This is a genomic window from Bradyrhizobium arachidis, assembly GCF_015291705.1.
Taxonomy (GTDB): domain Bacteria; phylum Pseudomonadota; class Alphaproteobacteria; order Rhizobiales; family Xanthobacteraceae; genus Bradyrhizobium; species Bradyrhizobium arachidis.
In genome coordinates this window covers 3712485-3732761 of sequence record NZ_CP030050.1, presented here as the reverse complement: position 1 = coordinate 3732761, position 20277 = coordinate 3712485, and the positions used below count along the sequence as shown (strand labels likewise).

General features: G+C 65.0%; 18 protein-coding genes. 4 read left to right on the top strand and 14 right to left on the bottom strand.

The window, feature by feature from the left end:
• The first annotated feature begins 110 nt into the window (after nucleotides 1–110).
• The 3 genes from WN72_RS17215 (at nucleotide 111) to WN72_RS17205 (ending at nucleotide 3378) form a co-directional block, all read left to right on the top strand.
• Nucleotides 111–1049 carry a ring-cleaving dioxygenase gene (locus WN72_RS17215; protein ID WP_092217021.1) on the top strand — a complete coding sequence of 313 codons (939 nt, stop codon included), beginning with the start codon at nucleotides 111–113 and terminating at the stop codon, nucleotides 1047–1049.
• Nucleotides 1046–1681, top strand: coding sequence for an alpha/beta hydrolase (locus WN72_RS17210; protein WP_092217020.1), 636 nt, complete (start codon nucleotides 1046–1048; stop codon nucleotides 1679–1681). Before WN72_RS17215 ends, WN72_RS17210 begins: the two co-directional genes overlap by 4 nt.
• Before the next feature lie 146 nt (nucleotides 1682–1827).
• On the top strand, nucleotides 1828–3378 hold the full coding sequence (locus tag WN72_RS17205; RefSeq protein WP_092217019.1) for a winged helix-turn-helix domain-containing protein: 1551 nt from the start codon (nucleotides 1828–1830) through the stop codon (nucleotides 3376–3378).
• 70 nt (nucleotides 3379–3448) lie between these two features.
• On the opposite strand, the gene WN72_RS17200 is transcribed toward WN72_RS17205, so the two are convergent.
• The 7 genes from WN72_RS17200 to WN72_RS17170 all read right to left on the bottom strand — a co-directional run bounded on the left by WN72_RS17200 (nucleotide 3449) and on the right by WN72_RS17170 (nucleotide 11700).
• The gene (locus WN72_RS17200) at nucleotides 3449–4423 is read right to left on the bottom strand and encodes a magnesium transporter CorA family protein (RefSeq protein ID WP_092217018.1); all 975 of its coding nucleotides are present in this window, start codon (nucleotides 4421–4423) and stop codon (nucleotides 3449–3451) included.
• Nucleotides 4424–4785: 362 nt separating this feature from the next.
• Nucleotides 4786–6282 (bottom strand): ABC transporter substrate-binding protein, encoded by a 1497-nt coding sequence (locus WN72_RS17195; RefSeq protein WP_092217017.1) that lies wholly within the window; start codon nucleotides 6280–6282, stop codon nucleotides 4786–4788.
• A gap of 54 nt (nucleotides 6283–6336) precedes the next feature.
• Nucleotides 6337–7341 carry an ABC transporter ATP-binding protein gene (locus WN72_RS17190; protein ID WP_027558927.1) on the bottom strand — a complete coding sequence of 335 codons (1005 nt, stop codon included), beginning with the start codon at nucleotides 7339–7341 and terminating at the stop codon, nucleotides 6337–6339.
• On the bottom strand, nucleotides 7338–8351 hold the full coding sequence (locus tag WN72_RS17185; protein WP_027558926.1) for an ABC transporter ATP-binding protein: 1014 nt from the start codon (nucleotides 8349–8351) through the stop codon (nucleotides 7338–7340). Before WN72_RS17185 ends, WN72_RS17190 begins: the two co-directional genes overlap by 4 nt.
• 2 nt (nucleotides 8352–8353) lie before the next feature.
• A complete protein-coding gene (locus WN72_RS17180) occupies nucleotides 8354–9247 on the bottom strand; it encodes an ABC transporter permease (protein WP_027558925.1) in 894 nt (297 codons plus the stop codon).
• Nucleotides 9244–10194, bottom strand: a complete 951-nt coding sequence (locus WN72_RS17175) for an ABC transporter permease (RefSeq protein ID WP_027558924.1) — start codon at nucleotides 10192–10194, stop codon at nucleotides 9244–9246. Before WN72_RS17175 ends, WN72_RS17180 begins: the two co-directional genes overlap by 4 nt.
• Before the next feature lie 84 nt (nucleotides 10195–10278).
• Nucleotides 10279–11700: an amidase gene (locus WN72_RS17170; RefSeq protein ID WP_167380905.1), complete on the bottom strand. Its 1422-nt coding sequence runs from the start codon at nucleotides 11698–11700 to the stop codon at nucleotides 10279–10281.
• 121 nt (nucleotides 11701–11821) lie between these two features.
• Here WN72_RS17170 and WN72_RS17165 point away from each other — a divergent pair, with 121 nt between their 5' ends.
• Nucleotides 11822–12709, top strand: a complete 888-nt coding sequence (locus tag WN72_RS17165) for a LysR family transcriptional regulator (RefSeq protein WP_092217015.1) — start codon at nucleotides 11822–11824, stop codon at nucleotides 12707–12709.
• Between the two features lie 6 nt (nucleotides 12710–12715).
• On the opposite strand, the gene WN72_RS17160 is transcribed toward WN72_RS17165, so the two are convergent.
• The 7 genes from WN72_RS17160 to WN72_RS17130 all read right to left on the bottom strand — a co-directional run bounded on the left by WN72_RS17160 (nucleotide 12716) and on the right by WN72_RS17130 (nucleotide 20264).
• Nucleotides 12716–13651: a carbohydrate kinase family protein gene (locus tag WN72_RS17160; protein WP_092217014.1), complete on the bottom strand. Its 936-nt coding sequence runs from the start codon at nucleotides 13649–13651 to the stop codon at nucleotides 12716–12718.
• A gap of 5 nt (nucleotides 13652–13656) precedes the next feature.
• Nucleotides 13657–15303 carry an FGGY-family carbohydrate kinase gene (locus tag WN72_RS17155; RefSeq protein ID WP_092217013.1) on the bottom strand — a complete coding sequence of 549 codons (1647 nt, stop codon included), beginning with the start codon at nucleotides 15301–15303 and terminating at the stop codon, nucleotides 13657–13659.
• Between the two features lie 39 nt (nucleotides 15304–15342).
• Complete coding sequence (locus tag WN72_RS17150; RefSeq protein WP_027558919.1) at nucleotides 15343–16116, bottom strand: SDR family NAD(P)-dependent oxidoreductase; 774 nt, start codon at nucleotides 16114–16116, stop codon at nucleotides 15343–15345.
• A 19-nt stretch (nucleotides 16117–16135) separates the two neighbouring features.
• On the bottom strand, nucleotides 16136–17143 hold the full coding sequence (locus WN72_RS17145; protein ID WP_092217012.1) for an ABC transporter ATP-binding protein: 1008 nt from the start codon (nucleotides 17141–17143) through the stop codon (nucleotides 16136–16138).
• 9 nt (nucleotides 17144–17152) lie between these two features.
• Entirely contained in the window at nucleotides 17153–17983 is an 831-nt protein-coding gene (locus tag WN72_RS17140) for a carbohydrate ABC transporter permease (RefSeq protein WP_027558917.1), read from the bottom strand.
• A gap of 1 nt (nucleotide 17984) precedes the next feature.
• Nucleotides 17985–18857: a carbohydrate ABC transporter permease gene (locus WN72_RS17135; protein ID WP_028146344.1), complete on the bottom strand. Its 873-nt coding sequence runs from the start codon at nucleotides 18855–18857 to the stop codon at nucleotides 17985–17987.
• A gap of 96 nt (nucleotides 18858–18953) precedes the next feature.
• Nucleotides 18954–20264 (bottom strand): ABC transporter substrate-binding protein, encoded by a 1311-nt coding sequence (locus WN72_RS17130; RefSeq protein ID WP_027558916.1) that lies wholly within the window; start codon nucleotides 20262–20264, stop codon nucleotides 18954–18956.
• Nucleotides 20265–20277 lie beyond the last annotated feature (13 nt).

Sequence of the window (20277 nt, the reverse complement as noted above, 5' to 3'; positions counted from 1 at the left end):
GTTTCCAAATCGTAGACATAGCCGTCATATTTGCATGGATTGTCTCCAATCCAAAGCGGAACGATATTTCCAACGAGAGCAAGAAAGCTCCCCGCATCTGGAGGACCACAATGTCTGGACTGCACCATGTCACCGCGATCGCCGGCGATCCCATCCGCAATTTCGGCTTTTACACCCGGGATCTCGGCCTGCGCTTCGTCAAGAAGACGGTGAATTTCGACGATCCCGGCACCTATCACTTCTATTATGGCGACGAGACCGGCCGCCCCGGCACCATCCTCACCTTCTTCCCCTGGGCCGGCGTTCCCGCCGGGCGTCGCGGCGTCGGCGAGACCCATCAGACCGCCTTCCGCGTGCCGCAGCGCTCGCTCGGCTACTGGACCCAACGCTTCATCGAGAAGGGCATTGCCTACGAGGCGCTCGAGAAGCGCTTTGGCGAGTCCGTGCTGCCCTTCACCGATCCTGACGGCATGGCGCTCGCACTCGTCGGCATCCCCGGCGCCGAGAACGAGCCCGGCTGGAGCAATGGCGACGTGCCGGCCGAGCACGCGATCCGCGGCTTCCACGGCGTGACCCTGCTGCTCGACAGCGCGGCAAAGACGGCTGCCGTCCTCACCGACGTGTTCGGCTTCAAGGAGACCGGTCGCGAAGGCTCGGTGATCCGTTTCAAGGCGCCTGGTGATGTCGAGGGCAGCGTCGTCGACATCTACGAGGCCAAGGGTTTTCTGCGCGGGCATCAGGGCGGCGGCTCGGTGCACCACATCGCCTTCCGCGCGGCTGACGATGCCGAGCAGGGCAAGATGGCGGAAAAGCTCGTGAGCAATCACGGCCTGCACCCGACCGAGCAGCGGGACCGCAACTACTTCCGCTCGATCTACTTCCGCGAGCCTGGCGGCGTGCTGTTCGAGATCGCGACCGATATCCCCGGCTTCGCCGTCGACGAGCCCGTCGCGACGCTGGGACGCGACCTGAAGCTGCCAGCTTTCCTGGAGCAGCACCGCAAGCAGATCGAGGGCGTGCTGCCGCGCCTGGAGGAGAGCGTGTCGTGACCGAGTTCATCCATCGTTTCGAGCCCGCGACCACCGCGGGCTCCCCTCCACTGCTGCTGCTGCACGGCACCGGCGGCGACGAGAACGACCTGCTCGGGCTCGGCAAGATGATTTCGCCCGGCTCCGCTCTGCTCTCGCCGCGCGGCCGCGTGCTCGAGCACGGCATGCCACGCTTCTTCCGCCGTCTTGCCGAAGGCGTGTTCGACGAGGAGGACGTGCGGCGTCGTGCGCTCGAGCTCGGCGAGTTCGTCGCGGATGCGCGGAAGCAATACGGCATCGCCGCGCCGATTGCGGTCGGCTTCTCCAACGGCGCCAACATCGCAGCCGCGCTGTTGCTGCTGAAGCCGGGGGCGCTTGCAGGCGCGATCCTGCTGCGGGCCATGGTGCCGCTGTCGGATCCGCCCAAAACCGATCCGCTAAAGGCTGAACTCGACGGCAAGCCGGTGCTGCTGCTCTCAGGGCAAAACGACCCGATCGTGCCGGCGAGCAATTCGGGACAACTTGCAGCGCTGCTGCTGGACGCAGGGGCGCGTGTCGACCACAGGGTGCTGCCGGCGGGCCATCAATTGTCGCAGGCCGACGTGACGCTGGCCCGCAACTGGATCGGCAGCGTCGAGGCCAAAGCGGCGTGAGCTAACGAGCAGCGGCGCATCGTTCAAGCGGTGCGCCGCTGCCATCATTCGAGCCCGTCGCGGATGCAATTCGATCACCTCGTTGCTTACATTCCTCCGATCGTAAGCTATCCTGCTCGTCAGGTGTTCAGGCGAGGGAGAACGGATTGCGTTATCTCTTTGAAGACTGCACATTTGACACCGGCCGGCGCGAATTGCGCCGGGGGACGGAGCTGGTATCGGTTACGCCGCAGCTCTTCGACCTGCTCGAGTTCTTGATCTGCAATCGTGATCGCGTCGTCAGCAAGGACGAGCTCGTCGCGACCGTTTGGAACGGGCGCATCGTTTCGGATGCCGCGCTGACTACTCGGCTTAATGCCGCGCGGAGCGCCATCGGCGACTCGGGGCAGAAGCAAAGCCTGATCAAGACGCTGCCGCGCAAGGGCTTTCGCTTCGTTGGCGCTGTGCGGGAAATGTCCGAAATCGAATTGACTGGTTCGGCACCCCGGACATCGCCGGCCCACCTTTCCATTGTCGTGCTGCCTTTCGCCAATCTCAGTGCTGACCCGGAACAGGACTACCTGGTCGACGGCATCACCGAGAGCCTGACCACGGACCTGTCACGCATCAGGCGGTCGTTCGTCATCGGCAGACACACCGCATTCACCTACAAGGGCAAGGTGCTCGATCTCAGACAGATCGGCCGTGAGTTGAATGTCCGTTATGTGGTCGAAGGCTCGGTCCAGCGCGCCGGAAACCGGCTTCGGGTGAACGTCAAACTCGTGAATGCTGAAGATAGCTCGCAACTATGGTCCGACCGTTTCGACAAGGCCGTCGCCGACCTGTTCGATCTGCAAGACGAGATTGTATCGCGGCTCGCCAATACGCTGAACGCGCAACTCATTGAAGCCGAGGCACGCAGGGCCGAAAGTGTCCCGCATCCGGATTCAATGGACTTTTATCTTCAAGGTCGCTTTTGGTGGAACAAGGGGCTTACGTCCGAAAATCTGCGTCCGGCCCGCCACTTTTTTGAACGGGCGCTGTCGGTCGACCCCGGAAACGTCGATGCGATGGTGTGGATGGCGACGGTCGACACTCTAACTGCCTGCGCCATGTTGACCGATGACAGCCATTCCCTCCTTGTTGCGGCAGAAACGACCTTGCTAAAGGCATTGTCTGTTGCGCCAAATCATTCCTGGGCCCACGTCACTTTGGGGGCCGTTCTCGTCTATACGAACCGCATCGCCGAAGGCGTGGCCGAGTGCGAGCGGGCGTTGGCGCTGGACCGCAATTTGGCTGTCGCGCACCCAGTCATAGGTATCGCCAAACTGTTCACTGGTTGTGGCAAGGATACCGAGGGCCATGTCAACCAGGCCTTACGCCTGTCTCCTCACGATATCTTCGCTTTTGCCTGGATGGGCGACATCGCCTTCGCCAAAATGCAGCTTGAGGCGGATGCCGAAGCCGTCACCTGGTTCCATCGCAGCATTGAAACCAATCGAAATTATGCCTTCGCACGCTTTGGCCTGGGTTCTGCGCTCGCACATCTTGGCAGATTGCCCGAGGCCCAGGCTGCCGTGAGAGCCGGACTTGCACTCAATCCCACCTTCACCATTCGTCGTTTCAAGAGCTTTTCAGTCAGCGACAATCCGGCCTTCCTGGCGGGCGCCAAGCGCATCCTGAAAGGGCTACATCTAGCCGGTGTGCCCGAAGGGTGAAGTCGGCGTGACTGCCTGCGCAAGCTGACGAAGCAGCGGAGCATCGTTCCGAAACGGTGCGCCGCTTCCATCACTCGAACCAGCCGCGCCGCTTGAACCAGAACAGCGGCAGCAAGGCGCTGGCGATGACCGCGAGCCAGGCCAACGGATAACCAAACGTCCAGTCGAGCTCCGGCATGTGCTTGAAGTTCATGCCCCAGATGCCGACCAGGATGGTCGGCGGCACGCCGACGACCGAGACGATCGTCAGGATCTTGAACAGCTCGTTCTGCTGGATGTTGATGAAGCCGAGCACCGCATCGAGCAGAAGCTGGATCTTGTCGGTCAAGCGCGTCTCGTAGTCGCTGAGCGAGGCGACGTCCTTCGACACGGCCTGGAGGCGCTTCTTCGATGCAGCGGTGATCCAGTCGCTCCCGACATCGTGGGCAAACGAGGCGACGCGGCCGACGCCGAGCAGGACGTCCCGCACCTTGGCGAGACGATCGGCGAGATCGCCGATGTTCTCCAGCGCTTCGCGCATCCTGCGGCTGGAGCGCACCGGGCGCTTGGTGCGGACGAGCCCTCCCTTGAAGACACCGTGGGATAGTTTGTCGACCTTGGCGCCGAGATGCTCCAGAACATCGGCGCCGCGGTCGATCATGGCTTCGAGCAGGCTGGTGAACACACACATGCCGTTCTCCAGGCTGTCGTCGGAGCCGATCCGCTTGCCGACGTCGTCGAAGGTCGGCAGTTGCGCGAAACGCACCGTCACCAGCACGTGCGGGCCGATGAGAAATCCTACCGGCGTGATCTCGGCCTCGTTGTCCTCGTTGTGCCGGACCGCAGGCGAGCTGAGATAGAGCGTGCCGTGGTCGAGGATCAGGCGGCTCGACGCCTCGATCTCACTGAGCGAATCCTCGGACGGAATCCGTATCTTCAGCAAACGCTCGACGAACTGCTTCTCCTCCGCGGTTGCGTTCAGGAGGTCAGCCCAGATGATCTCCGAGGGCATTTCCGTGTGGATGCTTTGCCAGTCGTCGGACGGCCACCTGTATAGTTTGAGCAATGAGCGACCTCCGCAAACACGCGCGCTGGATCGCACGGCAAGCGACCATCCTGCGCCGGGCTAACGCATGAGGGTTTCAATCGTTCAAGTTGGGGTGATCAACAGAGGCGGCGCTCACCCGTGAAAGCGGTGCGGCCTTCTTCGATGATGCCATCATGCCAGTGTTTTGCCCGACGGGTCAACCGGCATCGAGAATTTGCGCATGCCGTCGGGCCGCGCGCGCAAGCCATTGAAATGACTACCCGGGCTACTGTGCATGGGGTTGTTTTCAGGTTTCTGTTTGGACGGGCCAAGAAAATGGCCTCTCCCCGATGGGAAGAGGCCGATGTTGAAACGACAGGTTCGACTTGGTCGCGCAGTCCCTACTCCCAGGACCACGTCGAGAAATCGTTCTCGTATTGCGGCACTTCCTTCCAGACGCCCTTCAGCTTCTTGTTCGTGATGGTGATCAGCTGCGGCTGGTAGAGGAATCCGGCCACCGCGTCGGTGGCCAGCATGCGTTGGGCGTCGCCCAGCAGCTTTGCGCGGGCGGCTTCGTCCGGCGTCGACACGATCTGCTTGTAGAGCGCGTTGAACGCCTCGTTGTTGTAGCCGAGATAGTAGTCCGGCTCGGTGATCTTGACGAGATCGAACGGCTCGACATGGCTGACGATGGTGAGATCGTAATTATGCGGACCGTTGGCCGCGAACACCTGCGACAGCCACTGCGCCCATTCGACGTTCTCGATCTTGGCGATGATGCCGACCTTGGCGAGCTGGGCCGCGAGGATCTCGCCGCCCTGGCGCGCATAGGGCGGCGGCGGCAGCTTGAGTGACAGCTCGAGCGGCGTGGTGACGCCGGCTTCAGCGAGCAGCTTCTTGGCCTTCTCCGGGTCGTAGGGATTGATGCCGGTGGTGTCGACATAGCCGAGCGCACCCGGCACGTAGAAGCTGCCGATCGGCGTGCCGAAACCATCGACGGCGCCGTCGATCATCGCCTTGCGGTCGATCGCGGCCAGGATGGCGCGACGGACGCGGACGTCATCCAGCGGCTTCTTCTTTTCGTTGATGCCGACGATGGTCTTGGCCCTGGAGCCGCCGATCATGACGTTAAAGCGCGGATCGGCCTTGAACTGCGCGATGGTACGCTGGGCCGACACACGCGGGAACGCATCGACGTCGCCCGACAGCAGCGCCGCGGCCTGCGCTGCGGGATCGGAGATGAAGCGGATCGTCACCTTCGAGAGCTTGACCGCGGAGGCGTTGCGATAGTCGGCCCATTTGTTCAGCGTGATCGAGGAGCCCTTGGCCCAGGCGCCGAGTTGATAGGGCCCGGTGCCGACCGGCTGCGTGACATTGGTGGCGGCGCTCTTCGGCTCGACGATCGAGCCGCTCGCCTGCCCGAGCAGGAACGGCAGGTTCGGCTCACCATATTTCAGGGTGATCACCACCGTGTCGGCGTCGGGCGCCTCGACCTTCTCGAACGCCTGGAACAGGCTCTTGTCCTTGTTGGTGCTGGTGGCGGCCGCGTTGCGCTCGAACGAGAACTTTACCGCGGCAGAATCGAACGCCTCGCCGTTGTGGAATTTGACGCCCTTGCGCAGCTTGAACGTATAGGTCTTGAGGTCCGGTGATGCGGTCCAGCTCTCCGCCAGCAGGGGCGCGACGGAGCCGTCCTCGTTGATCTTGGTCAGGGTCTCGTAGATGTTGTAGAGCGTGACCTCGGCGATCGCGGCAGCCGCCGCGTTGGTGGGATCGAGCCCCGGCGGCTCCAGCGTCATCGCCATGACGACGCTGTCCTTCTTGCCCTGCGCCAGCACCGGCAGCGGCGCCGCGGCGAGCGCTGCGGCAATAGCGACGATCGATAGCTTCCTGAACATCTCGTAACTCCCCGGCCTGCTTTCTTTGAGCCTACGCCAATCCTGCGGCGGACACTAACCTTCCATGGCCGCCTGCGGCAACGCCATCACCGCCTCCGCCTTGTGGCAGGCGGCAAGGTGCCCCTCGCCCACCTTGCGTAGCAAGGGCGGAACCTCGCGGCAATGCTGGTCGGCAAGTGGACAGCGCGCGACATAGGGGCACCCCGTTGCGGCTGCCGATTGCGAGGCGATCACTTGGGCCCCGCGGCGGCGCCGGCCGCCCCCGGCACGCGCCCGCGGCACGGCATCCAGCAGCGCCCGCGTATAGGGATGGGCGCAGCGCTCGAACAGATCCTCGGGACGTCCCTGCTCGACGATCCGGCCGAGATACATCACCGCGACCTCGTCGCAGAGATAATCGACGACGGCGAGGTCGTGGCTGATCAGGATGTAGCTGAGGCCGAACTGCTCCTGCAGGTCCTGCATCAGGTTGAGCACCTGCGCCTGCACGGAGACGTCGAGCGCGGAGACCGGCTCGTCGGCGACGATCAGCTTCGGCTGGGTGATCAGCGCGCGCGCGATCGCGATGCGCTGGCGCTGACCGCCGGAGAACTCATGCGGATATTTGTCCATGTCGGCATCTCGCAAGCCGACCTGCCGCAGCACCGTCGAAACGCGCGCGCGAAAGGTGCTGCGGTCGGCGCCTTCCAGCACCGTGAGCGGCTCGGCGACGATGCGCGCGATGGTCTGGCGCGGATCGAGCGAGCCGTACGGATCCTGGAACACCATCTGGAAGTCGCGGCGCGCGCGGCGCAGCTCGTCCGCTGGGACGCGGTTGAGGTCGCGGCCGAGCAGCGTGACCGCTCCCGATGTCGGCCGCTCCAGCGCCATCACGACGCGCGCGAAGGTGGACTTGCCGGAGCCGGACTCGCCGACGATGCCGAGGCTCTTGCCGGCCGCGACCGTCACGCTGACGCCGTTGAGCGCGCGCACCTGGCCGGGCGGGCGGAACAGACTCTCGCGCGGCAGCGTGTAGCGTTGCTCGAGATCCCTGACGTCGAGAAGCGGCGCGGTGCTCATGCCGACAGCGCTCCGACATTTGCAGCCATCGAGACGTCGGTCCTGATACAACGAACGCCATGTCCGGGTCCGACATCCGCCATCGGCGGCAGCGCAGCACGGCAGGCATCGATCACGAGCGGACACCGATCGGCAAAGGTGCACCCGGCCGGAAGGTCCGCGAGCTCCGGCACGGTACCAGAGATCGTCGTCAGCCGCGTGCCCTTGCGCGCGCCGAGCTTCGGGCGGGCGCGGAACAGGCCCTGCGTGTAGGGATGTCCCATGCGGCGGAACACCTCGTCGGTCGGGCCGCTCTCGACCACGGTACCGCCATACATCACCATCATGCGCTGCACGTTCTCGGCGATGACGCCGAGATCGTGCGAGATCAGGATCATCGACATGCCGCGCTCCTCGACGAGATCGGCGATGAGGTCGAGGATCTGGCCCTGGATGGTGACGTCGAGCGCGGTGGTCGGCTCGTCCGCGATCAAGAGATCAGGCTCGCAGGCGAGCGCCATGGCAATGGTGACGCGCTGACGCTGCCCGCCGGAGAACTGGTGCGGATAGGCATCAACGCGCCTGGCCGGATCGGGCAGTCCGACACGATCGAGCAAGGCGATCGCTTCGCGCCGCGCCTGCGCCGCCGAGTATTTCTTGTGACGCCGCAGCGGCTCGGCAACCTGGTGCCCGATCGTGTGCATCGGGTTGAGCGCGGTCATCGGCTCCTGAAAAATCATGCTGATGCGGTTGCCGCGCAGACGGCAATAGGCTGCATCCGATAGTCCCGCGAGCTCGCTGCCGTCCAGCCTGATGCTGCCGGTGACGAGCGCACTCTCGGGCAAGAGGCCCATCAGCGACAGCGCGGTGACCGACTTGCCGCAGCCGGATTCGCCGACAAGCCCCAGCGTCTCGCCGCGCTTCAGGGTGAAGCTGACGCCGCGCACGGCCTGCGCCGGGCCGCGGCTGGTGTTGAGGCGGACGCCGAGATTGGCGACCTCGATCAGCGGCATGTTTGCGCCCTCGCCCATCGTCACCGCTCCCGCGCCAGCCGGGGATCGAGCAGATCGCGCAATCCATCGCCGAGCAGATTGAGGCCGAGCACGGCAATCGCGATCGCCGCGCCCGGATAGACCGCGAGCATCGGCGATTGGAACAGCAGCGTCTGCGCATCGTTCAGCATGCGGCCCCAGGACGGCTGCGGCGGCTGCGTGCCGAGACCGAGATAGGAGAGCGCAGCCTCGGCAAGAATGGCGAGCGCGAACTGGATGGTCACCTGCACGATCAGGATCGACAGGATGTTCGGCAGTACGTGCTCGATGGTGATGCGGAATTTACCCTTCCCCGCTGCGCGCGCCGCCAGCACGAATTCGCGCGCCCAGATCGCGTTGGCCGAACCACGCGTCAGCCGGGTCAGCGTCGGGATCTGGAAGATGCCGATCGCGACGATCGAGGTCACCATGCCCGGCCCCACGACCGCGGCGAGCATGATCGCGGACAGCACGGCCGGAAAGGCGAAGGTGAAGTCGGAGAAGCGCATGATGATCTCTTCGGTCCAGCCGCGTTTGGCCGACGCAATCAGGCCGAGGCAGACGCCGAAGGTGAGACCGATGCTGACGGCGATGATGCCGACCAGAATGGTCGAGCGCGCGCCAGCGAGCAGCAGCGAGACGATGTCGCGGCCGAAGGAATCAGTGCCGAGCCAATGCGCCGCCGACGGCGGCCGCAGTTTCGAGGCGATATCGATCTCGTAGGGCGACCACGGCGTCCACACCAGCGAGAGCAGCGCCGAGACAAGCACCAGCAGGCTGAGCGCCCCGCCCAGCACAAAGCTGCGATGGCGCAACGCGCGGCCCCAGAACGTGCGGGCCGGCAAGCGGCGCGTGGCGAACGGCGCGTCAAGCGGAGTGGTCAAGGGCGCGCTCACAGGTCATGGACCTTGATGCGGGGATCGATGAACGCATAGAGCACGTCGACCACGAAATTCACGACGACGACCATGGCCGCCAGCAGCATCACGCAATTCCGCACCACGATCAGGTCGCGGTTGGCGATCGACTGGAAGATCAGCCGGCCGAGGCCCGGCAGATAGAACACGTTCTCGATCACGATGGTGCCGGCGAGCAGGTTGGCGAATTGCAGGCCCATCACCGTCATCACGGGAATCATGGCGTTGCGCAGCACGTGGCGCCACAGCACCTCGCGCTTGCCGAGCCCCTTCGCGCGCGCCGTGCGCACGAAATCCTCACGCAGCACTTCGAGCACGGCCGAGCGCGTCACGCGCGCAAGGATCGCGGCCTGCACCACCGCGAGCGAGATCGCCGGCAGCAGCAGCGACTTGATGCCCGGCCAGATGCCGTCCTCCCAGCCGGCAAAGCCGCCCGCCGAAAGCCATTGCAGCCGCACCGAGAACAACAACACCAGCAGGATCGCGAACCAGAAATTCGGCAGCGCGATGCCCACTTGCGTCAGCGACATCACGCCGACGTCGCCGAGCTTGTTGTGGTTGGCGGCGGTGTAGATGCCGGCCGAGAGCGCCAGCGTCACCGTGATCAGCATCGACATGATCGCGAGCGGAATGGTCAGCACCAGCCGCTCCGCGATCAGGCTCGCGACCGGGGTGCCGTAGACATAGGAGTTGCCGAGGTCGCCGACGAAGAGGCCCTTGATCCATTGCAGATAGCGGACCGCCAGCGGCTGGTCGAGCCCGAGCTTGACGGTGAGCGCGCGCACCGCATCGGCCGAAGCGTCGGCACCCATCAGCATCTGCGCGGCATTGCCCGGCAGGGCGTCCAGCACCAGGAAAATGATCACGGATGCGCCGACCAGCGTCGCCAGCAAGGTCAGGACACGTCGAAGGACAAATACGCTCATGCGCGTTCAGGTTCGGGGCTCATCCGAGGCACGATCAACATGTCCGGACGGCCAACGCAAGTCCTTTGCGGCATGGTCCTCACCTCAGCCAGGCCGGCGGGACAGAAGGTCGGTTGAGGCCTCGAACAGCGCGCTGACGCGCAGCAATTCTGCGTCAGTGCGGAAGCGGCCGACGAGCTGGAGCCCGATCGGCAGGCCGTCACGGCCGAAGCCGCAGGGCAGACTGATCGCGGGATGGCCGGTCATGTTGAACGGCATGGTCCAGGGGAACCAGTGCGGGCGGACGCTGTCGAAGAGCTTGCCATCGATCTCGATGGTGCCGAACAGGTCCTGCTCGATCGGCAGCGCGGTGCGCGTCAGCGTCGGCATCGCCAGAACATGCCCGCGCGCAAGCAGCGATTGCACGCGGCGGAACAGCGCGGTGCGCGCGAACATTGCCTCCTGATAGTCGACGCCGCTGACATGGGTCGCGAGCGCGACCTGCTTGACGAAGGCCTCGCTCAGCGTATCGCCATGCTCGGCCACGAGCTTGGCAAAGCGCGTGCGCCAGACCGTGTGGTTGATCGCGCGCCAGATCGGCTCGATGTCAAACCCCTCGCCCGAGAATTCCTCGAGCTCGGCGCCAAGGCTCGCCAGCCGATCGAGGCTCGCCTTGAAGCTGGCCGCGACATCGGCGGAAACCGGGCGGCTCGGCGGCGTCAGGCAGTACAGGATCTTTTGCCCGCGCAGGTCGCCGCGCGGGGCAGCCGTGCGGACGAAATCGGGCACGGGCACGCCGATCGACCAGGGATCGCAGGCATCCTCGCCCGCCATCGCCTGCATCATCAGCGCGGTGTCCGCGACTGTGCGCGTCGTCGGCGTGACATAGGTCTGGTTGCCGAAGGCGTCGAGCGCCTGGCTGTGCGCGATCACGCCGTTGCTCTGCTTCAGGCCCACCACGCCGTTGCAGGCGGCCGGAATGCGGGTCGAGCCACCGCCGTCGGTCGCGATCGCCAGCGGCGCGATGCCGCTTGCCACCGCCACCGCCGCGCCGCCGCTGGAGCCGCCGGAGGAACGCTCCGCGCTCCACGCATTGCGGGTGCGGCCGAACAGCGGCGAGTCGGTCAGGCACTTGCTGCCGAATTCCGGCGTCGTGGTCTTGCCGATCAGGATCGCGCCTTCCGCGCGGAGCTTTGCCACCGGGACGGCATCTTCGGTGGGCACATTATCCTTGTAGGGCACGGCGCCGAAGGTCGTCTTCACGCCCTTGGTGTTGACGATGTCCTTGACGGTAACGGGAAGCCCATGCAGCAGGCCGAGCGGCTCGCCGGCCATCATCTTGCGCTCGGCGGCGCGAGCCTGCGCCATCGCCTCGTCGCCACACAACGTGATGAAGCAGTTCAACTCGCTCTGCAGCGCCTCGGCGCGCGCGAGCACAGCGCCGACGACCTCGACCGGCGAAAGCTTCCTGGCGGCGATGAGGCCGCGCAGCTCGGTTGCGGACAGGAGACAGGGATCGTCGTTCATCGTCACATCACGCTCCGAAAGCCCGCCACCGTTGGCAGGCATTGACAGCGAGAATGACAGTTTTGTTAACTCGCCGTCCAATACGTTTTTTGACGCCAACCCATACGCTTTCGGTATGCCAATGGATCTCCGCCGGCTTCGTTATTTCGTCGCGGTCGCCGAGGCGCGCAGTGTCGGCAAGGCCGCCGAGCGGCTGCGGATGGCGCAGCCGCCGCTCTCGGTGCAGATCCGCAAGCTCGAGGCCGAGGTCGGCGCGCCGCTGTTCCGCCGTGGCACGCGCGGCATGGACCTGACCGAGGCCGGCCAGGCGCTGCTGGCGCGCGCCGGCGAAGCGCTGGCGATGGCGGCCGACGGCGTCGAGGCCGCGCGCGCGGTTGCCTCGGGGCGGCGCGGGCGGCTGTCGGTCGGCTACATGTTCGTGCTCGCGAACGCGATGCTGCCGCGGCTCATTCCCGAGCTGCGCCGCTCGATTCCCGGCGTCGACCTCGACTTTGCCGAGCTCAGCGCCTCGACCCGCGAGGCGCGGCTGCTCGACCGCAGCGTCACGGTCGCGCTGTGCATGCCCGCCATCAACCATCCCGAGATCCAGGTGGCGCGGATCGGCGCGCAGCCCTTCATGCTGGTCATGCCGACCGCCTCGCCGCTCGCCCGCCTGAGCTCGGTGCCGATGGCGAGATTGCAGGGCCGTCCGCTGATCGCGCTGCCGCATCCCGACCATGGCCCCGCCTCCTCGGCCGTCGTCGCCTTGCTGCGCCGGCACCAGGTGGTGATGCCGATCGCAAGTCGGGTGGAGACGGTGCATTCGGCGATGAGCCTCGTCCTCGCCGGCGAAGGCTTTGCGATCCTGCCGGCCTGCGCGCAGCTCGGCGCGCCACGCGGCATCGTGTTCCGGCCGCTGCGGGACGCCAGCGATTCCATCGACATTGCGGTCTGCTGGCGGCGCGACGCGCACAGCCCGCTGATCCGCACCTTTCTCAAATGCGCCGAGAAAGTCGTCGCAAGGCTGTGATGTGGGCTAGACGCTCCACGTCACCTCGTGACTCCACGGCGGATCGGCACCCGGACGGGTGCAGGTGAGACCAGCGCAATTGGCGGCAAAGGACAGCGCGCGGCGGAGTTCGTCGGCAGTGATGTCCTTCAGCCTCTCGCGGGCGATGCGGCCCTGCTTGTGCAGGGCGAACAGCAGTGCCGACTGAAAACTGTCGCCGGCGCCGATGGTGTCGGCGACCTCGACCTTGGGCGCTGCGACCTCGATCTGCCCTGCCCCCGCGTGCCACGCGACAGCGCCATTGTTGCCGCGGGTGATGACGACGAGGCGCGTCCCCTGCCCGAGCAGCGCGTTCGCGCGCTGCTGATAAGGCTCCTCGCCAAAAAGATAGGCGAAGTCGACGTCCGACATCTTGATGAGATCTGCGCCGGCGGCGAACTCCGCCATCCGCGCGAGATAGGCCGGCTTGTCCTTGACCAAGTTGGGCCGGCAGTTCGGATCGAAGGAGACGGTAGAGGAGGCCCGTGCGTCCGCCATCAAAGCCTTGGTCTCGGCCGCGCCCTGGTCGTTGACGAGCGTGGTCGAGCCGACATGGACGGCCTCGATATTTGCGAAGGGGATCGTGCCGCGCCGGAAAGTCCAGTTTCGCGTCGCGGTCCCGGCATCGTAGAAGGCGTAATGCGATTCGCCGGCGACGATGCGGACGAAGGCGAGCGTGGTCTGGTGATCGCTGCGGGTGGCGAGATCGAGCAGGACGTTGGACGCCGCGGCGTGATCTGCGATCATCTGCCCGAACAGGTCGGTCGAGATGCCACCGACAAAACCGGTCGGTGCGCCCAGCCGCGCCATGCCGATCGCGACGTTGAGACAGGAGCCGCCGACGGCGGGCATCACCGCTTCGCGCCCGGCAGCGTTTCGCGTCGGGACGAAATCGATCAGCGCATCGCCGCAAGAAATCAACATCCGTTTCAACCTTTGGCGATGTCGCGCATCGCGGCACGGCTGCTGCGATCGACCTCGCGCAGCAGCTTGTAGACCTCGCGCTTGCGGGCGTGGAAAGCGGCCATGTCGGGCGTCGTCGGCTCGCTCTTGCCTCCCAGCACCGACATCTTTGCCATGGTCTCGCCGATCGAGGCATAAGCGCCGCCGGCGACCGCACCTAACATCGCCGCGCCCAGCAGCACCGGCTCTTTGGTCTGCGGCAGCGCGACCGTGAGACCCGTGGTGTCGGCCATGATCTGCCGCACCAAAGGACTGCGGCTGGCGCCGCCGCCCATGATCATGAGACTGGAATGAACGCCGTGCGCGGCAAAGGCCTCGATCACCTCGGCGAGGCCGTAGGCGAGCCCGCAGAGGCCGGCGACGAACAGCCGCTCCATCGAGCCGATATCAGTGTCGAGATCGAGGCCGGCGATCACCGCGCGCGTATCCGGGTCAGCGTAGGGCGAGCGGTTGCCGATGAATTCAGGCAGCACATGGACATCGCGGGCGAGCAGAGCGGCACGGCTGGCACTGCCCGCGCGCGCAATGATCCGGCGTTCGAGGAAGTCGATGAGCTCGAGACCCTCGCCGCGCGCCGCCGCGTTCGCTTCGGCGTGGCCGGGATGGGACTTGAGGAGATGGTCGATCGCAGCGCCCGCGGCCGACTGGCCACCCTCGTTGAGCCAGAAGTCCGGCACCATGCCGGAATAATATGGACCCCACACGCCGGGCACGAAGCACGGCTCCTTGGTCGTCGCCATGATGCAGGCCGACGTTCCCATAATGTAGGCGAGGCGATCGGTGACATCCGCCGTTCCGCCGGAGCCGTCGCGGCCGCCGATCGCGCCGATACCGCCGGCATGCGCGTCGATCAGAGAGGCGCCGACCGGCGTGCCCGGCGACAGGCCGAGTTCGGCCGCAGCGCCCCGGATGAGCCCTTCGCCGAGGCGAGTGCCGGGCGCGACGATCTCGGTGCCGATGCGGGCGTATTTTTCGGTGACGAAATCCGCAAGTCCAATGCGCTTGAAGAACGACGCGCTCCAGCCGCCGCCGTCATGGGCGAGATAGTTCCACTTGCAGGTGACGGTGCAGGTCGAGCGTTTTGGCGAGCCGGTGGCGCGCCAGGTCAGATAGTCCGCCAGATCGAAGAAATAGCCGGCCCCATCAAAACTCGCGCGCAAATGCCGCTTCAGCCAGAGCAGTTTCGGCATCTCCATCTCGGGCGAGATCGAGCCGCCGACATAGCGCAGCACGGCGTCCTCGGTCTCATTGATCAGCCGCGCCTCGGCAACGGCGCGATGGTCCATCCAGACGATGACGTTGCGCTGCGCCTCACCGGAGGCGCTGACTGTGAGCGGCTCGCCTTGCTTATCGAGGACCACGAGGGAACAGGTGGCATCAAAGCCGATGCCGCCGACGCTGTCGGGCGCAATCGCGGCTTCCGCCATCGCCGCCCGCACCGATTTGACGCAGGCCTCCCAGATGTCCTGGGAGGACTGCTCGACGATGTCGCCGGCCTCGTGCCAGATCCGGATCGGATGCCGCGCGGTCGCAAGCAGCGTGCCGGCCTCGTCAAACACCCCTGCCCGCGTGCTCGTGGTCCCCACATCGACGCCGATATACGCTCGCGGCATGCTCGCTCCCGGAAGCTCTCGTCAGTTTTGACGGTGAGCCTACCAGCAAGTGTAGCCGCCATCCACAAGCACGATGCTGCCGGTCATCAGGCTGGCGGCCTCCGAAGAAAGGAACAAGACGACGGAGGCGATCTCCTCGACCTGCCCCATCCGCGCCATCGGGGTTCCACCGATCCAGGCGTCGTACATTTTTGGATTGCTCTTCACGAAGGCGTTGAGTGGGGTCTCGATATAGGTTGGCGCCACCGCGTTGACGCGGATGCCGCGCGCGCCCCATTCGGCGGCGAGCGATTTGGTCAGATGGTGCACGCCGGCCTTGGAGGCGTTGTAGAAGCACTGCTCCTGCGGCTTGTTGACGATGAAGCCGGACATCGAGCCGACATTGACGATGGCGCCGCTCTTGGCTTTCAGCATGTGCTTGCCGAACTCGCGGCAGCACCAGAAAGTGCCGTTGAGATTGACGTCGATGACATTGAGCCAATGCTCGTCGGTGACGGTCTCGGCCGGGGTCTCGCTGCGCGCGATGCCGGCATTGTTGACGAGGATGTCGACCTTGCCGTGGCGGGCGACGAGGTCGCTTGCGACCTCCGCCACCCGCTTGGTGTCTGTGACGTCCATGATCGCGGTCTCGACGTCGAAACCCTTGGCCTTGAGAGCGGCTTTTGCGTCATCGGCGACCTTGCTGTCGCGGTCGCCGATGATCACCTTGGCGCCGGCTTCAGCCAGCGCCTCGGCGCAGCCAAGGCCGATGCCCTGCCCGCCGCCGGTGATGAACGCGGTCTTGCCGTTCAGCTTGAATTTTTCCAGGTACATGGTGGTCTTCCGTTTCTTGTTAGCCGCGAAGTGCGTTGCCGCTCTGGTCGAAGCGGTGGATGCGCGCGGGGTCCGGCACCAGCGACACGCGGTCGCCGGCATGCAGACTTAGTTCGCCGATGTAGCGTGCCGTCAGCATGCCGAGCGGGCCCGCATCGACATAGAGGAAGGTGTCGCTGCCGAGATGCTCGGCAATCGAGATCGTTCCCTGCCAGCCGCCTCCGCCATCGCGCTCGATCTTCAGATGCTCCGGCCGCACGCCGATCGTTGCCGCGCCCTTCTGCAACGCAGGCTCACCGGTGACGAAGTTCATCTTGGGTGAGCCGATGAAGCCCGCGACGAAGAGATTTGCGGGACGCTCGTAGAGCTCTAGCGGCGAGCCGTATTGCTCGATCTTGCCGGCGTTGAGCACGACGATCTTGTCGGCCATGGTCATGGCCTCGACCTGGTCGTGGGTGACGTAGATGGCGGTGGTGCCGAGCTGTTTCTGGAGCCGCGTCACCTCGATGCGCATCTGCACGCGCAGCGCGGCGTCGAGATTGGAGAGCGGCTCGTCGAACAGGAATCCCTTGGGTTCTCGGACAATAGCACGGCCGATCGCAACGCGCTGGCGCTGGCCGCCGGAAAGCTCGCGCGGCTTGCGGTCGAGATAGGGCGTCAGGTTGAGCGTCGCGGCGGCCGCCTCGACCTTGCGGTTGATCTCGTCCTTGGGCAATCCCGCCATCTTCAGGCCGAAGCCGATATTGCCGCGCACGCTCATATGCGGATATAGCGCGTAGGACTGGAACACCATCGACAGCCCGCGCTTCGCGGGCGGCGTGTCCACCACATTCTTCCCATCGATCAGGATGCTGCCGCCGGTGACATCCTCGAGCCCGGCGATCAGGCGCAGCAGCGTGGTCTTGCCGCAGCCGGAAGGACCGACGAACACCACGAAGGAGCCGTCGGTGATGTCAAGGTCGGCGCCCTTGATGATGTGCACGGGGCCGAAGGATTTCTGCACGCCCTGAAGTGTGATCTGACCCATCGCAGCCCCTCACTTCACCGCGCCGAAGGTGAGCCCGCGCACGAGCTGCTTCTGGCTGAACCAACCGAGGACGAGAATGGGCGCGATCGCCAGCGTCGAGGCCGCCGACAGCTTTGCCCAGAACAGCCCTTCCGGGCTGGAATAGGACGCAATGAACGTGGTGAGCGGCGCGGCGTTCGACGTCGAAAGGTTCAGCGTCCAGAACGCCTCGTTCCAGGCCAGGATCAGATTGAGCAGCAAGGTCGACGCGAGACCCGGGATCGCCATGGGCGTCAGCACGTAGACCAGCTCGCGGCCGATCGTGGCGCCGTCCATGCGCGCGGCCTCCAGGATGTCGCGCGGGATCTCCTTGAAATAGGTGAACAGCATCCAGATCACGATCGGCAAGTTGCCGAGACAGAGGATGAAGATAAGGCCGGCGCGGGAATCGAGCAGGCCGAAATTCTTGTAGATCAGGTAGATCGGGACGAGCACGCCGACCGGCGGCATCATCTTGGTCGAGAGCATCCAGAGCAGGGTGTCCTTGGTCCGCTTGGTCGGCGAAAACGCCATCGACCAGGCCGCGGGAATGGCGATCAAGAGCGCGATCAAGGTCGAGCCGCCGGCGATGATGATCGAGTTCATTGCGTGGTGGAAATAATCGCTGCGCTCCTGCACCGTCGCGTAGTTCTCGGTGGTCCAGTGGAAGAACAGGAAGGACGGCGGAATCGCGAAGGCCTCGAGCTCGGTCTTGAAGCTCGCCAGCACCATCCACAGGATCGGAAAGAAGATCAGGAAGCCGAAGAACCACGCCCCGATCGTCGAGACCACCACCCGCTGCGTCGTTGCCATCCGCGCCATGTCAGGCCTCCAGATTGCGGCCGACGATGCGGACCAGGAAGAATGCGACGATGTTGGCAATCACCACCGCGACGAGGCCGCCCGCCGAGGCGCTGCCGACGTCGAACTGGATCAGCGCCTGCGAATAGATCAGGAAGGCGATGTTGGTGGTCTGCAGGCCCGGCCCGCCGCCCGTGGTGACGAAGATCTCGGCGAACACGGTGAGCAGGAAGATGGTCTCGATCAGGATCACCACGGTGATGGGCCGCGCGAGGTGCGGCAGCGTAATGTAGATGAAAGTCGAGACGGCGCTGGCGCCGTCCATCTCGGCGGCTTCCTTCTGCTCCTCGTCGAGCGATTGCAATGCGGTCAGCAGGATCAGCGTCGCGAACGGCAGCCATTGCCAGGCGACGATCAGGATCACCGAGAACAGCGGCACATCGTTGAACCAGTCGATCGGCGTCAAATGGACCAGCGAGGCGAGCCAGGCGAACAGCCCGGAGACCGGGTGCATCAAGAGGTTCTTCCAGACCAGCGCGCTCACCGTCGGCATTACGAAAAACGGCGCGATCACCATCAGCCGCACGAAGTTGCGTCCCACCACGGGCTGGTCGAGCAGCAGCGCGAGCGGAATGCCGAGCAAAATGGTCAGCGCCAGGACGGAGCCGACCAGCACCAGCGTGTTCTGGAGCGAGGCGAGGAAGGCAGGATCGGTGAGGAAGTAGCGGAAGTTTTCCAGCCCGACGAACGATTCCGAGCCGGGATCAAGCAGGCTGTAATGCAGGGTCGAGAAGTAGATCGTCAGCGCGAGCGGAACGATCATCCAGATGAACAGCAGTCCGACGGCCGGGGTCAGGAGCGACCGCGCAAGGAATTGCGTCTGCCGGGTTGCCATTCCTGAGGTCTCCGGTTGCAGGAAGAAGGCGGCCATCCAACCGGGGCTGGGGTGGTGGATGGCCGCGAGTTTGAGCTCAGGAGGAAGAGCTCGGGTTCACTTGATGTAGCCGGCGCGCTTCATCTCGCGCTCGGTGGAGGACTGTGCGGCCGAGAGCGCTGCATCGACGCTGGTCGATCCCGCGAGCGCCGCGGAGAACTGCTGGCCGACCTGCGTGCCGATACCCTGGAACTCGGGAATCGCGGCGTATTGCACGCCGACATAAGGCACCGGCTTCACCGTCGGCTTGTTCGGATCGGCGGCGTCGATCGAGGCCAGCGTCAGTTTGGCGAACGGCGCAACCTTCAGATACTCATCGTTCTGGTAGAGCGAGGTGCGCGTGCCCGGCGGCACGTTGGCCCAGCCCTCCTTCGATGCGACGAGCTTGGTGTAGTCCTTGCTGGTCGCCCAGGCGATGAACTTCTCGGCCGCGTCCGTCTTCTTCGAGCCGGCGGGGATCGCCAGGTTCCAGGCCCACAGCCAGTTGGCGTTCTTGCCGAGCCCGGTGTTGGGTGCGAGCGCGAAGCCAACCTTGTCGGCGACTTTGGATTCCTTCGGATTGGTGACGAAGGATGCCGCGACCGTCGCGTCGATCCACATCGCGCACTTGCCGGCGTTGAACAGCGCAAGGTTCTCGTTGAAGCCGTTGGAGCTTGCACCGGGAGGGCCGGCCTCCTTCATCAGATTGACGTAGGTCGTGAGCGTCGTTTTCCATTCCGGCGTGTTGAACTGCGGTTCCCACTTCTCGTCGAACCAACGTGCGCCGTAAGAATTGGCCATGGCCGAGAGGAACGCCATGTTCTCGCCCCAGCCGGCCTTGCCGCGGAGGCAGATGCCGTAGGTGCCGGCGCTCTTGTCGGTGAGCTTCTTGGCGGCGTCGATCACGAAGTCCCAGGTCGGCTTCTCCGGCATCTTCAGGCCGGCCTTCTCGAACAGGTCGGTGCGGTACATCACCATCGAGCTCTCGCCATAGAACGGCGCGGCGTAGAGCTTGCCGTCGACGGAGACGGCATCCTTGATCTTGGGCAGGAGGTCGGCGACGTCGTAATCCGCCCCGAGATTGGCGAGCGGCACCAGCCAGCCCTTCTTGGCCCAGATCGGCACCTCATAGGTGCCGATCGTCAGCACGTCGAACTGGCCACCCTTGGTGGCGATGTCGGTAGTCACGCGCTGGCGCAGCACGTTCTCTTCCAGCGTCACCCATTTCACGGTGATGTCGGGATTCTTCTTGGTGAACTCGCTGGTCAGCCCCTGCATACGGATCATGTCGCCGTTGTTGACGGTGGCGATCGTCAGGGTGGTTTCGGCCATCGCGGGGACGGCCAGCAGGACGGACGCGCCGCAGACGGCGCCGAGGAATTGCTTCACGGTGACCTCCCTC

Excerpts from the sequence above, each read along its gene's own strand:
- WN72_RS17215 (WP_092217021.1), top strand. The coding sequence starts at position 111 with ATGTCTGGACTGCACCATGTCACCGCGATCGCCGGCGATCCCATCCGC.
- WN72_RS17195 (WP_092217017.1), bottom strand. The coding sequence starts at position 6,282 with ATGTTCAGGAAGCTATCGATCGTCGCTATTGCCGCAGCGCTCGCCGCG.
- WN72_RS17190 (WP_027558927.1), bottom strand. The coding sequence starts at position 7,341 with ATGAGCACCGCGCCGCTTCTCGACGTCAGGGATCTCGAGCAACGCTAC.
- WN72_RS17185 (WP_027558926.1), bottom strand. The coding sequence starts at position 8,351 with ATGGGCGAGGGCGCAAACATGCCGCTGATCGAGGTCGCCAATCTCGGC.
- WN72_RS17175 (WP_027558924.1), bottom strand. The coding sequence starts at position 10,194 with ATGAGCGTATTTGTCCTTCGACGTGTCCTGACCTTGCTGGCGACGCTG.
- WN72_RS17170 (WP_167380905.1), bottom strand. The coding sequence starts at position 11,700 with ATGAACGACGATCCCTGTCTCCTGTCCGCAACCGAGCTGCGCGGCCTC.
- WN72_RS17165 (WP_092217015.1), top strand. The coding sequence starts at position 11,822 with ATGGATCTCCGCCGGCTTCGTTATTTCGTCGCGGTCGCCGAGGCGCGC.
- WN72_RS17160 (WP_092217014.1), bottom strand. The coding sequence starts at position 13,651 with ATGTTGATTTCTTGCGGCGATGCGCTGATCGATTTCGTCCCGACGCGA.
- WN72_RS17155 (WP_092217013.1), bottom strand. The coding sequence starts at position 15,303 with ATGCCGCGAGCGTATATCGGCGTCGATGTGGGGACCACGAGCACGCGG.
- WN72_RS17150 (WP_027558919.1), bottom strand. The coding sequence starts at position 16,116 with ATGTACCTGGAAAAATTCAAGCTGAACGGCAAGACCGCGTTCATCACC.
- WN72_RS17145 (WP_092217012.1), bottom strand. The coding sequence starts at position 17,143 with ATGGGTCAGATCACACTTCAGGGCGTGCAGAAATCCTTCGGCCCCGTG.
- WN72_RS17140 (WP_027558917.1), bottom strand. The coding sequence starts at position 17,983 with ATGGCGCGGATGGCAACGACGCAGCGGGTGGTGGTCTCGACGATCGGG.
- WN72_RS17135 (WP_028146344.1), bottom strand. The coding sequence starts at position 18,857 with ATGGCAACCCGGCAGACGCAATTCCTTGCGCGGTCGCTCCTGACCCCG.